A 14,751-nucleotide genomic window follows, 5' to 3' on the forward strand; every position below is an offset into this window, starting at 1 on the left:
CCACCTTGAAACTCCTTTTTACGGTCATTATCCTTACCTTCAACGAAGAACGTAACATTCAGGCCTGCCTCGAAAGCATCCAAGGTTTACCTGCAGATGTCCATATCGTCGATTCCGGATCTACCGACCGCACCCTGGAAATCTGCGCGAGCTACCCGCTCAGCATTCACCACCACCCCTTTGTCAATTATGGTGCACAAAGAAACTGGGCCCTGCAGTACCTGCCAGTCAACAGCGAGTGGATCATCAATATAGATGCCGACCACAGACTAAGCCCGGAGCTCATTGCGGAACTTCAGGTGGCCACAACAGCTCCTGAAAATGAATCCATTGCTGGCTTTCTCGTCAGCCGCCGCACGATGTTCCTCGGAAAGTGGATCAGACATGGCGGTCAGTACCCCACTTATCAGGCCGCCATTTTCAGGAAGGGATGCGGCTATTGTGAGGACAAACTGTATGACCAGCATTTTGTCGTCCGGGGAAAAACAAAAATCCTCCGTGGCGACATCATTGACATCATTACCGATTCTTTACAGACATTCACCAACCGGCACAACCACTGGGCAACGCTGGAAGCAGATCAACAATTGCAGTTAAACAGCACAGCACAACTGGACAGCCTGCAGCCCGACATCTTCGGCAACAAGATGGCACAGCGCAGATCGCTAAAACGCCTCTACGAGCGCTTCCCACTCTTTTTAAGGCCTTTCCTCTACTTCGGCATCCGCTATTTCCTGAAACTCGGATTCCTGGATGGGCGCCGCGGGCTGATTTTTCATTTCCTGCAGGGTTTCTGGTTCAGGTTCCTGATCGATGCCAAAATATATGAAAAGAGACAACTGCTGAATACCGATAAAAAAAATGCAACAAACAGATCTCTCCAGTTATAACCATAACACCTACCACCCTGGTGCAGGCAGGTTCAAAAGAGCACTATGGTTTTTTACCAGTGCACTGTTATTCAAAACCAGCATACTCCCTTCCAGCACCATCAAAGTGGCGATCCTACGCTTATTCGGTGCTAAGATTGGCAAACAGGTTGTCTTTCGCCATGCGGTGAACGTCAAATATCCATGGCACCTCACCGTAGGTGACCACACCTGGATTGGCGAAAAAGTATGGATTGATAACCTCGTGACCGTTCACATTGGCCCCAATGTTTGTCTTTCTCAGGGGGCAATGCTGCTGACGGGCAGCCACAACTACAAAAGCCCGGCCTTCGACCTCATTACTGGCAGCATCACCCTGCACGAGGGCTGCTGGGTAGGCGCCAGAGCGATACTCAATCAGGGCATAGAGATGTCGGCCCATGCAGTGCTCAGCACCGGCTCCGTCGCCACAAAAAATATGGAGCCCTATACCATTTACCAGGGCAATCCTGCGCTGAAAGTCCGTAGCCGCAGGATGAGCCCCTCCCAAATCACATTCGCATGAAAGAATACCTTACCCATCACCAGTACTTTTCTTACGCACTGCAGCTCGGCTCCTCTATCCTGATCAGCCTGATTGCAATTCCCTCCATCATTCATGTCTCGAAACTGCACCAGCTCTATGACGACCTTTCCAAACATCGTAAGAGCCATAGTGATGAAATTCCCAGGCTAGGCGGCATTGCCATCTTCGTCAGTTTCACGATCACACTTTTACTTTTTGGCATTGCCGATACCGTCATCCCCATCAATTACCTGCTTGCCTCCTGCATCCTGATGTTCGCGATGGGCATCAAAGATGACCTCTCGGGCGTAAACCCGGGCACTAAGATTGTCCTGCAGTTCCTGGCATCCATGATCCTCGTCGTACCGGGAAAAATCAGGATCGCCAACCTATATGGTTTGTTTGACATTTACGAACTCAACCTGGTCAGCAGCATCATCCTCTCGGTGTTCTTCATCATGTTCATCACCAATGCCTTCAACCTCATTGATGGCATCGACGGCCTTGCCGCGAGCACAGGGATTCTCGTGAATGGCAGCTTCTCCATCCTCTTTATTTACATGCACCAGATGGAACTCGCAACAGTGTCGCTGACCATGACAGGTGCCATCCTGGGTTTTATCAAATTCAATCTGAGTCCGGCGAAAATATTTATGGGTGATACAGGCTCTTTACTCATCGGGTTGATTTCATCCGTAATGGCGCTGAAGTTTTTTTCACTTGAGGATGCCCCAGGTACCTTCAACCAGGTATATGCAACCCCCGCCATTGCCATCATCATCCTGATGGGGCCCATTTCAGACACCATCAGGGTTCTCCTCATCCGCACCTCAAACGGAACCTCCCCATTCAGGGCCGACCGCAATCATACCCATCACATGATGCTCCGACTCGGCCTGACACACCTGCAGGCAACCGCTATACTGATCTCCATCAATATGACCGGCATCGTACTGGCCATTGCGTTTGCAGACTCCGGGAGTGCCAGCCTCATCACCTACGCAGGAATCGCCTATATCCTCTTCAACTGGGTAACCGCGCTGATCATCAAGCTAAAAACACCTGGCCCACATACCATCAAACAAACAGAACCGCTCAACAGCTAATTCCCCGGCTACATCCATTCATCCCCCCCTCCAGTGCCACAATCCAGGGCATGCCGGCATTCAACCCCGCCATGAAAACACCCCTTAACAAAAAAGAGATGAGATTATCCCGCTAATTAACCGCACTCATCAAATCACACTAACAAATAGGAAAATCACATCTGACTCGGTCAAACAGAACGTCAAAAAAGCAAATCAACGGTTCGCATTTTCCTTACATTAAAACTAAAGCTGCATTTTATTCGTATATACACGCGCTTCTATCCGTTGAAGCGAGGGATGTTTTTATAAAAATGTGGGTATGAATAAGATAATAAAAAACGAGATGCAAAGATTCGCAGGGAAAGCTGCGTCAGAATTTTCAGCATTTCAGGTCAAAAAAACAAAACCCAGATCGATAATGCCAATGCTAAAAGGTTTTTTATGTCTTTAACTTATCTAAATTCCCACCAGCGCCTGCTCAAAATGGTGGAGGAGATCGAAGACTACGCCATCGTCTTGCTGGACGAAAATGGAAACATCGAAAACTGGAACAAGGGGGCACAGAAAATCAAGGGTTATACCGCAGCCGAAATCATCGGCAAAAACTTCAGCATCTTCTATACTGAGGCAGACCTCATCGACAACCTCCCCACCAAACTCATCAACGAGGCGGCAAGAAATGAAAAAGTCACCAATGAAGGCTGGCGCATCCGCAAAGATGGCACCCGCTTCTGGGGAAGCGTCCTGATCACGGCCATCCATAACGAAGGACAGGTGATCGGCTTTACGAAAATTATCCGCGACATGACGGCCATCAAAGAAACCGAAGATGCGCTGCGCAAGTCCGAAGACCGCTATCACAAAATGATCTCCGAAGTGGTGGATTACGCGATTGTCCTGCTGGATGCTGAAGGCAATATTGAAAACTGGAACAAGGGCGCTGAACGCATCAAAGGATACCTCCCCGCCGAGATCATAGGCAGAAACTTCAGGCTCTTTTACCCACCGGAAGACCGGAAAAACAAAGTTCCAGATCAAATCATCGCCACGGCGAGAGACCAGGGCAGGGCACAGCAGGACGGATGGCGTGTGAGAAAGGATGGTACCTTATTCTGGGGATCTGTCACCATCACAGCGCTCTATGATGACGAAGGAATCGTTACCGGCTTTTCGAAAGTCACAAGAGACCTTACGGAGAAGAGAAAATCCGAGAAGGCCCACGAGGAGCATATGCTGGACCTCTCCCGAAGAAACAGCGAGCTGGAACAATTTACATACATCGCCTCACATGACCTTCAGGAGCCACTGCGAACCATCTCCAGTTTCAATGAGCTGTTGAAAGAACAGTACTATGAACAGCTCGATGACGATGGCCGTATGTTTACTGATATGATTGAGCAATCCGCCGACCGCATGCGTAACCTCATCCATGGCCTTCTGGACTATACCAGGATCGGCACGCGTAAGTCCCTGACGGAAGTGAATTGCAATGCCGTTGTTCAGGACATCGAAAAAGACCTTTATAAGCTAATTTCAGAAACCAATACCACCATCATATCCCATCCACTTCCGGTATTACTGGGGTTAAAAATGGAGCTCATTCAGCTGTTTCAAAACCTGATCAGCAATGCCATCAAATATCGGAAAAAGAACCTTGCACCTGTCATTGAAATCCGTGCAGAGGAGCACCTCGAACATTGGCAGTTCAGCCTGAGTGACAATGGCATTGGTATGGACCAGCGGTATATCCATAAGATCTTCATGATCTTCCAGCGTTTACATAACAGGGATGAATACAAAGGCAACGGCATTGGCCTCGCCAACTGTAAAAAAATCGCTGAGCTCCATAAAGGCGACATCTGGGTACACTCCGTCCTCGGAGAAGGCAGCACTTTTCATTTCACCATCGCAAAATACATAGACAACTTATGACACAATTCCAGGGCCTCAACTGCATCCTGCTCGTCGATGACGATACGCCCACCAACTTTCTTCATAAAATGGTCATTAAGAAGTCTGGCATCGAAGCAGAAGTGCAGGCCTTAACATCGGCCATCGAAGCATTGGACTACCTGACAAAAAAAGGAAAATATGCGGGGCATGAGGTCACCTTACCGGAGATGATCCTGCTCGACATCAATATGCCTGCCATGGATGGATGGGAGTTTCTGGAAGCTTACCAACAAATGGAAATCGAAACCAGGGCCAGGATCATCATCATCATGCTCACCACCTCATTGAACCCCGCAGACAGAGAAAGGGCGGAGAGCCATAAAGAAGTTGTCACCTTCCTGAACAAGCCGCTTCAGCCGGGAGTGCTGGAGGAGGTCATCGGCGCCAACTTCAAAAAGCTATCCTGAGCTGCTACTACTATTATCATTATTACTACTGCTGTGGATAGAAGCGGAGCCGTTCGCCGGTATGCGTTTTTAGCTTTAAGCGCTTTCCGTCAGCGACGGCCTTCCCGCGGGCACTTTCGACTACTGTCTTCCCCTGCCATGGAATTTCAACAGACAGCTCGCTGCCTTTCTCACTCAGCACCTCGATGATAGCAACCTTACCCCCCTCCAGACGGGCACTCACTAGGAAAGCCCCGGCAGCACGTAAATTACTAAAGGAGGCATCTTTGTCCTTAGGCCAGTTAGGAAAGAACCGCAGCGTCCCCTGGTAGCCCTGCAGCAGGCACTCATTCACAACCGCCGGAAGTGCGAAATTCTCGAACCAAACACCCATCTTAGACATGTAGCCAAAGTCGGAATGATCGTTATATCGTCCTCCGGTCTGCATCACCATATCGGTAGCCGTCCCGTTTGGCAAAAGGCAATAGCTCACCTGTCTTTTAAACTCTTCCAGGTCTAACATCCCAATCCGGGCAGCCTGCAGGTTGATAAATACCAGGTCATTCCCCCCCTCATTCTGCTGGTTACGATAAGTATTGCGCAACAATTCCAATCGCTGCTCTGAGCTATGCAGTCCGAAGTCCTCCCCCGGAAAAACCGTGATCAGGGCATTCGGAACATTGTATACGATTTCATCATGTTCTTCCGGAACCGATACCATCACGCGACCGTACTTTGCAGAAACCGCCTCCGGGTAGTCGGGATAGTTGGCCAAAATCAGGTCTATTTTTTTCAGCAACGCCTTTTCTTTTCCTGTCGTTTTTAAAACTCCCGTTGCCTGCTTAAAGGCATGAAAGGCGAACTTGGTCAGCGTCAGATCTACGGCATTGTCATAATTATATTTAAAGCCCGGGCGCAGCCCATAAAGTTCAGGAGGCACACTTGGGAAAATGTGGTAGCGGTTGTCCTTCCAGCGTGTGCCGCCATGGGCATCATCGCGCATCATATAGGCTACCAAAAATTCCACTGCAGCCTTCAAAGGCTCATAGGCTTTATCTGCCAAAAACTGCTGGTCGCCCGAATACAGGTAATGCCACCACAACCCCTGCACTGCCCAGGGGGTCTCGCTCAGCTCCCAGCCCCAATCGGGTACCGGGTAAGGGTTCATCGTCATTTCCACAGGAAAGGCCGAGTGTGGAAAATAAGCACCCGGCAGACCATAATAGTCGGCTGCCCACTTTCTGCTGACCGGCATCAGCGCCTCAATCAGGTCTACATAAGGGGTATTCTTCTCCAGGTGGTTGGAGGAAAAGGTCATCCAGAAGGGCTGCTGTGTATTGTAATTCATGTGATAGTCGCCATGCCAGGCAGTGCCGATGCTGCCGTAACTCCAGTTGGCGAACAATCCCGGACAGGTAACACCTGCCTTGGCGGCACAATTAAAGAAGTACAGGTTACGATACCACATTTCTTCCAGAAAACTGTCGGACAATGAGACCCCTGATTTATTCCAGTACTCCCTCCATACCTCCATACTGCGGCGCGAGTCCTCTAGCAATCCCGATTCGGCGGGCATTCCCTCATCTTTCAGTTGAGTACCCAGCAGATCGGCCAGCCCCTCCTCAAGCGAGACACTCGCCAGAAAGGGACGTTCATTAGTGAGCGCAGCTTCCAGCTGTGCCATGTCTTCCTGGTTGCCATTCCAGTTGGTACGGCTCTTTTTCATCAGCACATCATTTACCCGAAGCGTCAGCCGGAAGGCGCGGTCGTTGCCCTGCACTGAATCCGCCTTACCAGACTCCTGTCTGGGCAACACCTGCCGGAAGGACATCATACCACGTTGCAGCGACTCCTGTAGCAGCGCCTGAGGGAATTCTCCCGGCGTCGAGGGGTCAGTCAGCACCCTCACCCTGTTGAAAACATTCGCATGGGGCTTCCCTTCAGCATCTGTCAGCCGCATCCAAAGTCGGTCCTCCAACATATCGGTGAATATTTTCAAGAACAAATGCCGCCCATCAGCAGTCAGCAGTTTTACCGTGCACAGGCCTACGGAGATATCCAGCTCATGGCCGAGCAGCTGTATTTTTCTGCGATCGAAGCCAAGCAATACAGAACCAGATGGAAAAGGCCGTGGATAAGGTTTGCTGTAGTTCTCCGAAGACATCCGGTTGTAAGCATTGTACCATGCATCGTCTGTCAGGTTGGGCAACTTTGCATCAATGTCCTTCACTTTGTCGAACACCGACTGAAAGGTACCCAGTTCTTTTTTATTGTGCTCGGCCAGCCGGATGTCCCAGATATTGTTGTGCCCAAAACGGAGCAGCACCGCATCAGGGCGTGTGTTCACCACGACACCCATGGCACCATTCCCCAGCAGGGCACCTTCAAAGAAATCAACAGCCGGTTTATGGAACACGATGCCGTGTTTTTTTGCAAGGCTGATGCTGTTTACCAGTGTATCGGTTTGTTGCAACATCAGCGGAACAGCCGCAGAACATAAAGGAACGAGCATACCGAAGCCGAGCACCGCAAGGCTGCGGAAGTATATTTGCGTTAACTTCATCAGGTCTTAAATTTTAACAGAAAGGACTTCTTTCACTTCACCATTCACTTTCACTTTCACCTTTGCAGGTGCAAAGGGTGCCATCACTTTGAAATCGGTCACCCTTCCTTCTTTCCAGCTGGCGTTGACCGTATAGTTACCTCTTGCCTTCAGCCCGCTGAAACTGCCCGCAGCCTTCCAGGCCGCGGGTGCGGCGGGCAGGAGCTCAATATAACCTTCATGGCTCTGGATCAGCATTTCTGCGATCCCTGCAGCACCACCAAAGTTGCCATCAATCTGAAAAGGGGGACCTGCGGATAGTAAATTAGGATATATGCCGCCCCCGGCACCGTAATTCATGTCCGTCCGTGTTGTAGACTTTAACAATTCGGTGAGCAGCTTATAAGCACGCTCCCCATCCTGAAGCCTTGCCCAGAAGAGTAGCTTATAGGCAATCGTCCAGCTCGGGCCATCGTCACCACGCACTTCCAGTGTTTTCTTTGCCGCCTCAGCAAGCTCAGGCGTTCCTGCGGGGGTAATCAGCGTTGCCGGATACAATCCGTACAGGTGTGAGATGTGCCGGTGCTGAGGATCTGTTTCCTTGTAGTCCCGCAGCCATTCCATGATCCTTCCATCTTTGCTGATGTTACCTGCCGGAGGGATTGATTTTAGCTTCTCCTGCAGTATTGCCCTGAAACCAGCATCCAATCCCAGCATCTCGGATGCAGCAATTACATTCCCAAACAGCTCTCTGACAATCTGGTTGTCGATGGTTGGCCCCATAGAAATACTTGCGGTCTTGCCGTTAGGGAGGTAAAAACTGTTTTCCGGTGATACCGAAGGTGCCGTGACCAGCCATCCTGTTTCCTCATCCCTTACCAGAACGCTGTTATAAAATTCTGCAGAGCCTTTCAATATCGGGTAAATACTCCTCAGATATTCCTTGTCATTGCTGAAGGCATAATGGTCCCAAAGGTTGTTACAAAGCCATCCGGAGCCGGCATTCGAAGAGCCCCAGGAGGCACTTTCTCCTGGTTCCGTAAATCCCCATACATTGGTGATGACATGTGCAATCCAGCCATCCGCATTGTAGTAAGCCTTTGCAGTACGCTGCCCCGGCTTCACCAGGCCGCGTACCAGCTCCGCCAGTGGCAGGTTCAGCTCAGACAGGTTGCTGACTTCCACAGGCCAGTGGTTCATCTGCACGTTCACATCCAGGTGATAATCCCCGGTCCATGGTGTTTGTATCTGGTTAGCCCACAAGCCCTGCAGGTTTGGCGGCAACAGCCCTACGCGGGTACTGCTGATGCTGAGGTACCGTCCGAACTGATAAAATAAAGCCGGAAAACCCAGGTCTGCGGCAGGATTTTTATGAAATCTTTCCAGGCGCAAGTCCGTAGGGACGCTGTCCATCAGCTGATGACCAATACTGACCGACACCCGGTTAAATAAATGCTGAAAATTGCGGATGTGGTTACTGCGCTGTAAAGCATATCTTTTTTTCATGGCTGCAGCCATCACCTGTTCGGTCTTCATCCTGAAGTCGGATGCCCTGAAATCAGTACCCGATGCTACAAATAGTATGACCTCTGTGGCTTTGCTGATCACAAGCGCCTCCTTTTCAGTTGTCAGTTTTCCACCTTTCAGTACTGCACGCACGCGGCTCAGGTATTGCATTCCCTTACCATCAATGCCATTATCCAGTTGCCCCTGCAGTTGCAGCTCCTGGCCTGCTATACTGGCCTCCCCCCGCTCAGGACGGGAGATGGACACCTTGAAATTCAGCGCCCCAGGCTTATCCGCTGTAATGCGGATCAGACAGATGTCATCGTCAAAACTGGTAAGATATTCCTTTTTATACTTCACCCCATTAATCTGGTAGCTGCTGCTGGCGATAGCCTCGCCAATAGACAACTCGCGGTGATAACCATTATCTTTTAGTTGATCTGCAGTCGCACCAGGATAGGAAAAGTTCATCTGAAGTGTACCCAGCACCTGGAAACAACCATAGTTGACGCCCCCGGAGCCTTTACCAGTGCAAATAAAATCCCTGTTTACGAGCTCCTGCGCTTCGTCATTTTTCCCTTCGGCCAATAATTTCCTGATCTGTGGCAGGCTCTTGCTGGCCTCATAGTTATTGGCATCCTGCGGAGCACCAGACCATAAGGTGATGTCATTCAGTACTACGGTCTCTCTGGTGATGCCCCCGTCGGGCATCATACCCAAACGGCCGTTACCCAGCGCCAGCGTTTCCTCCCATTTCTGTGCAGGATGCTCGTACCATAACTTTAGTTTAGCCTGACTAAAAACGCCATTCGAAGAGAGCATCAAAAGGACCATCAGGTATCGGAAAATAGATTTGCGCATCATGTCAGGAGAATATTAGGTTGTCATATTGATTTTTTCATTATTATCTTTTTTCTGGTCAATGCGTCTGTAGCCCAGCTCGGCACCACCACTTACCGGCATGATCACACCGGTGATGAACCTCGCCTGCGCTGATACCAGGAACACACAGACATCGGCCACCACATCTCCTTCCGGACAATAGCCCAATGCATGGATGCCATCAAGATAAGATCGGGTGCCTCCATTGTCCTGGCGTTCCTTTTCCCATTCTTCCAGCATCTCCGTCCACACCCCCGCCGGAGCCACAGCATTGACGCGGATTTTATACTTCGCATAATCCAGTGCCATGGATTTGGTCAACGCATTGATTGCTCCTTTCGTTGCAGCATAAGCAGCATGGTCCTCCTGCCCAATCTCACCAACCAGGCTACTGGTATTCAAGACACAGCCCTGTGTTACCTTCAATGCCTCAATGCCAAACTTAGTCGTATGATAAACCCCTTTAAGGTTTACATTAAACAGTGCTGTCCACTCTTCGTCGGTAGTTTCATGAATGGGCTTCGACGGATGTGCGATCCCTGCATTATTATGGATCACATCTATGCGTCCATATTTATTGAGGGTCTCGGCGATGGCATGTTCTACATCTGAGGCAACGGAGATGTCACACAGGATGAGGTGGTGTGGCTCAGGATAGTCCTTGCGGCATTTATCCAGAGATTTGGGATCATTCGAAATGATGACGACCCTGGCACCCGCTTTTTTGTATTTGTGGGCACACTCCAGTCCAATGCCCCTGGATCCGCCGGTGATGAAAATAACTTTATCTTTTAAAACTTGCATGATGAAGAGAATGAATAGGCTACCTAAACAAATAAAATAATACGGCCATTACCGCAAAAAGGAGCAGCGACAGCACTTTGTAGTTTCCTGCACCAGCCCATCCGGGCGACTGCAGTGGTTCCCGGAATGATTTCCAGTATAGTTTGCTGCTTTCTGCAGTATGTTTCACAGGGTATAAATAAGAGAAGCCCACCTGCAGCACCACACATATGCAAAACAGGTAAAAGGCTACCATTAGAAAAGGCACTGACGATGTTGGCAGTTGTGGAAACAGCTTGTTCAGCGCGAACACCAGAGCGCCCAAAGCAGAACCGATCCACAGCGTATATTTAGCTGATTCGGCGGAAGCTTTCTTCCAGAAAATCCCCAGCAGGAATACGCAGGTGATTGGCGGTGCAATGTGCGAGATGATGTCATTCAGCCCATTGAAGATGCTCTCGTAGCGGTCGAGCAGCGGCAGCAGGAACAACGAAAATACAAGTGCCAGCCCCGCCGCAATCTTCCCTGCCTTCACCAGCTGCTGATCGCTCAGCCCCGGACGGTAACGGGCGTAAATATCGTAACTGACCATGGTGGATATCGCATTCAGCGCACCTGAGATCTGGCTCATCAGCCCTGACAACAGCGCCGCAATCAAGACGCCCACGAGGCCTGTTGGCAGCAACTGTGTAATCATCAGGGTATAGATCCCCTTGCTGTTGACCACCTTTTCACCCATGCTGCCTACGGTTGTAATTGCCGACAGGTCCAGCTTGCCGGACTGGGCCAGCGTGTAGGCAAATAAGCCCGGAAGAATAAAAATAAAAACAGGCAGAATTTTGATGAAACCACAGAAAATCGGTCCTATACGCGCATGATTTTCATCTCTGGCACCCAGCACCCGCTGCACAATCGTCTGGTCGGCGCACCAGTACCAGATGCCCAGCACCGGATAACCTAACATCACCGCATACCAGGGCATTCCACTGGAATCGCCATGAGGCCTCAGCATGGAAAGCTTATCGGTCTCACCGGATGCACGAAGGACATTCATCATCGGTTCCCAGCCGTCCATCTTATAAATCGCGGCACCGCAGATGATGGCCGCACCCGCCAGCAGCACCACCGTCTGAATGGATTCCGTAACAACTACTGCTTTGAGTCCACCAACAATAGTGTATACGGCGGTGATGGCCGAGATGATGATCATGCTGGTGTACATGTTGATCCCAAAAAGAGTATGCAAAACGATACCTCCTGCAAGCATGGAAAAGGCGATGTGAATGATCACCGCCGAAAGCAGGGACACCAGCGTGAGCCAGTCGCGGCTCGCCCTGTCATACCGCTTTTCAAGGAAGTCGGGCAATGTTGCCACGCCCGACTTGATATAAAAGGGAGCGAAAAAAAGTGCGAGTAAGATCAGCGTGAAGGCTGCCATCCATTCAAAATTACCGTTCAGCAGCCCCGTATCGAAGCCACTTTGGGCAAGGCTCACCAGGTGTACGGTGGAAATATTGGTGGCAAACAGGGCCAGTCCGATTGCGGGCCAGCGCAGTGATTTGCCGGCCAGGAAGTACTGGTCGGCAGCACCGGCTTTGCTGCGCCTCTTATGTCTGATGCCTACCCATAGTCCGATACCAAGGATGGCGGTGACATAAAAGATGCTGATCAGCAGGTCGGTTGTATGAATCATATGGTGATGGTGTTAATGGTCTTGTACTATTTCAGATCGCAGCTGCTTCCAGCCTCCTGTGGTGTAAGATAAAAACCTTTTTCGATACGTACAGGATGAACAAAGTGCTGCTGCAGGTGTGGAATCTGCTCCAGGAATAAGGCTTCATGGCCTAGTGTAATGTGGTTGAACAACACCAGGTGCTGGTGCAGCTGTCCCATATCCCCGACATGAGGTACCACAGGTACACCGAATTTACGACACAATAAACTGATAGTAATGAATTCACTGACGCCACCTACGCGTACCGCATCCACTTGAATGAATCCCGCACAGCGACTCTGCAGGTAGTTTTTAAAGATCACCCTGTTTGGTACATGTTCTCCAAGCGCCAGTTTTGCCGGGGCGATCGCCTCGGCCAGTGTTTTATGCGCCAGGATATCATCAGGGTGTGTAGGCTCTTCAATCCAGTAGGGGTTCATCGCCTGCAATTCCTTACAGATCTTCAGCGCCTGTGGCAGGGTCCATTGCTGATTGGCATCCAGCATGATCTTCACCTCGTCGCCTGCAATATCGCGCACCAGCTGTGCCCTGCGGATGTCTCTTTCGGGGTCTGCAGAACCAACCTTCAGCTTCATGGCGCGGCAGCCACCGGCAATGGCACGCCTCACATTTTCTGCGATCTGCTCATCACTATAGTTAAACCAGCCTACCGAGGTGTCATATCCCGGATAACCTTGCTCCAGCACCTGCATACGATCTGTTTTCCCAGCTGCATTGTTGCGCAGCAGGGTAAGTGCCTGATCGTAGGTAAGCTCATCTTCCAGATAAGAGAAATCCAGCGTCCGGAGGAGTTCTTCCTGGCTTAGCTCAATCAGCAGTTTCCACAACGGGACACCGCGCTTTTTCGCCCAGAGGTCATAACAAGCATTTGTGACAGAGGCCAGCCCCAGGTGCACCACACCTTTATGGGGACCGAGCCACCTGAATTGTTGTTCATTACTGAACTGGTAGAAGAGATTGCCAAAATCGGCCATTACCTCTTCGATATCTTTTCCTTTCAGTTGCTCCGCATAAAACTCAGCGGCCTTGCATACGAGGTCATTGCCTTCACCCAGCGTGAAGGCAAAACCGGTTCCTACAAGGCCACTGTCGTCCTGCAGGTAAGTTACGGCATAAGAATAGATTGGGTCTTTATGGATGGCGTCGCTGCCGGCACCTTTCCCCAACGGATAACGGGCATCTCTAACGGAAATGGAATGTATCATATTATATTCTACTGATTGTTAAACAGGGTAATTTCACTGATGTTGCTGTAACTGGAGTCCCCTGATGCCACCCGTTTTACACGGATACGAATGTAACGCACGCTTGGAGGGTTGTCCATCAGGTTAAACCGTTGTAAATTTTTCCCATCATCAGTACGGGCAACATTTGCCAGCAGTGTCCATCCCTTGGCCACAGATTCCGCAGCCCATCCAGCATCATTGGAGGCTAAGGCCGTAGCAGCATTGGTAATGTCGTTAATGCCCCAAACTTCAAATTCTACAGGGTTATGAGCCTGCTGTCTTCCAGTTTCTTCGATGAAACTTAACTTCCTGTAGCTCTTGCCAAGGTCAAAGGTAAAATGATGCGGCATGGTCACGCCGTTACTGTGAAATACGTCTGGATACTCCTGTGGTCCTACAGATCCGTCCCACAATTTCGCCATGCTGGTTCCAAAATCGGCGTAGACATCATTTGGTAGTTGCACCTGCCTGAACAGCGACTTATCACAGGCAACATCCTTGTATACGTAATCAGGGAAGGTACTGAAATCCGTAACCTGGAAGACATCCAGCGCCCCTTTTCCAGGAATGTATGACGACCGGTAGGTCACTGCTGTCCCTGCTTTATAATCGGGCAATGTGATTGTGGAATCCTTCGGCAATAGAATCTTTTCAGCAAGCACTCCGGCATTGTTGGTGTACCGCACAACGGTGTTGATGTTGATCGTATCGGGTGTATTAAAATTCAACGTCAGGTCCCCTTCATCGCTCAGAGAGGAAGGGTTGCCCGCGTTGTAAGGTCTGTTCAGTAATCCGGATTGATAAAGCGCACCGTAAACTCTGACGTTGTTGATCTCAAAAGGTACGGACTTATGTCCTTGTGCATCCATCGACTGCACCACGAAGGAATAGGTATATTCTTCCAATCCAGGAATTACTACCCGGACAGAATCACCGGCAGCATGCCCTACGCCATCCACAGTCATGGAGTCTTTCTTATTGTTCCAGTAGATGACATATTTGGCAATTGAAGGATCCGGGCTTACTGGCCAAACCAGACCTACGCGAAGATTCCCTGGCTGAGGTACGATGACAGATACCTTACCGGGATAGATATTTTCCCCATCCTTTAGGAAATCCTTAAACTCCGTATCATCCTTAGTGCAGCCAGCAGAAAAAGCAAGACCGAGCATCAAAAGACAGCAGACGTTATATATATTTTTCATGTCTTATTTTT

Annotated in this window: 11 protein-coding genes; 5 read left to right on the forward strand and 6 right to left on the reverse strand. The window is 50.1% G+C overall.

What is annotated here, in order from left to right; all coding sequences use genetic code 11:
• Positions 1-5: 5 nt before the first annotated feature.
• The 5 genes from PBAL39_RS08865 (at position 6) to PBAL39_RS08885 (ending at position 4,882) form a co-directional block, all read left to right on the forward strand.
• Positions 6-890 carry a glycosyltransferase family 2 protein gene (locus PBAL39_RS08865; RefSeq protein ID WP_008240508.1) on the forward strand — a complete coding sequence of 295 codons (885 nt, stop codon included), beginning with the start codon at positions 6-8 and terminating at the stop codon, positions 888-890.
• Positions 862-1,434 (forward strand): WcaF family extracellular polysaccharide biosynthesis acetyltransferase, encoded by a 573-nt coding sequence (locus PBAL39_RS08870; RefSeq protein WP_008240509.1) that lies wholly within the window; start codon positions 862-864, stop codon positions 1,432-1,434. Before PBAL39_RS08865 ends, PBAL39_RS08870 begins: the two co-directional genes overlap by 29 nt.
• Positions 1,431-2,540 carry an MraY family glycosyltransferase gene (locus tag PBAL39_RS08875; RefSeq protein WP_008240510.1) on the forward strand — a complete coding sequence of 370 codons (1,110 nt, stop codon included), beginning with the start codon at positions 1,431-1,433 and terminating at the stop codon, positions 2,538-2,540. Before PBAL39_RS08870 ends, PBAL39_RS08875 begins: the two co-directional genes overlap by 4 nt.
• A 423-nt stretch (positions 2,541-2,963) precedes the next feature.
• On the forward strand, positions 2,964-4,454 hold the full coding sequence (locus tag PBAL39_RS08880; RefSeq protein WP_008240512.1) for a PAS domain S-box protein: 1,491 nt from the start codon (positions 2,964-2,966) through the stop codon (positions 4,452-4,454).
• Positions 4,451-4,882, forward strand: coding sequence for a response regulator (locus tag PBAL39_RS08885; RefSeq protein ID WP_008240513.1), 432 nt, complete (start codon positions 4,451-4,453; stop codon positions 4,880-4,882). Before PBAL39_RS08880 ends, PBAL39_RS08885 begins: the two co-directional genes overlap by 4 nt.
• 25 nt (positions 4,883-4,907) lie before the next feature.
• Here PBAL39_RS08885 and PBAL39_RS08890 read toward each other — a convergent pair whose 3' ends face one another.
• The 6 genes from PBAL39_RS08890 to PBAL39_RS08915 are packed head-to-tail and all read right to left on the reverse strand — an operon-like array spanning position 4,908 to position 14,740.
• On the reverse strand, positions 4,908-7,424 hold the full coding sequence (locus tag PBAL39_RS08890) for a glycoside hydrolase N-terminal domain-containing protein (protein ID WP_008240514.1): 2,517 nt from the start codon (positions 7,422-7,424) through the stop codon (positions 4,908-4,910).
• Positions 7,425-7,430: 6 nt separating this feature from the next.
• On the reverse strand, positions 7,431-9,773 hold the full coding sequence (locus tag PBAL39_RS08895; RefSeq protein ID WP_008240515.1) for a glycoside hydrolase N-terminal domain-containing protein: 2,343 nt from the start codon (positions 9,771-9,773) through the stop codon (positions 7,431-7,433).
• Between the two features lie 12 nt (positions 9,774-9,785).
• Positions 9,786-10,595: an SDR family NAD(P)-dependent oxidoreductase gene (locus PBAL39_RS08900; protein WP_008240517.1), complete on the reverse strand. Its 810-nt coding sequence runs from the start codon at positions 10,593-10,595 to the stop codon at positions 9,786-9,788.
• Between the two features lie 19 nt (positions 10,596-10,614).
• The gene (locus PBAL39_RS08905) at positions 10,615-12,267 is read right to left on the reverse strand and encodes a sodium:solute symporter (RefSeq protein ID WP_008240520.1); all 1,653 of its coding nucleotides are present in this window, start codon (positions 12,265-12,267) and stop codon (positions 10,615-10,617) included.
• Positions 12,268-12,293: 26 nt separating this feature from the next.
• A complete protein-coding gene (locus PBAL39_RS08910) occupies positions 12,294-13,514 on the reverse strand; it encodes an enolase C-terminal domain-like protein (protein WP_008240521.1) in 1,221 nt (406 codons plus the stop codon).
• Between the two features lie 8 nt (positions 13,515-13,522).
• The gene (locus PBAL39_RS08915) at positions 13,523-14,740 is read right to left on the reverse strand and encodes a DUF4998 domain-containing protein (protein ID WP_157273951.1); all 1,218 of its coding nucleotides are present in this window, start codon (positions 14,738-14,740) and stop codon (positions 13,523-13,525) included.
• Positions 14,741-14,751: the final 11 nt, after the last annotated feature.

The sequence above is a fragment of the Pedobacter sp. BAL39 genome (genome assembly GCF_000170795.1).
Taxonomy (GTDB): Bacteria; Bacteroidota; Bacteroidia; order Sphingobacteriales; family Sphingobacteriaceae; genus Pedobacter.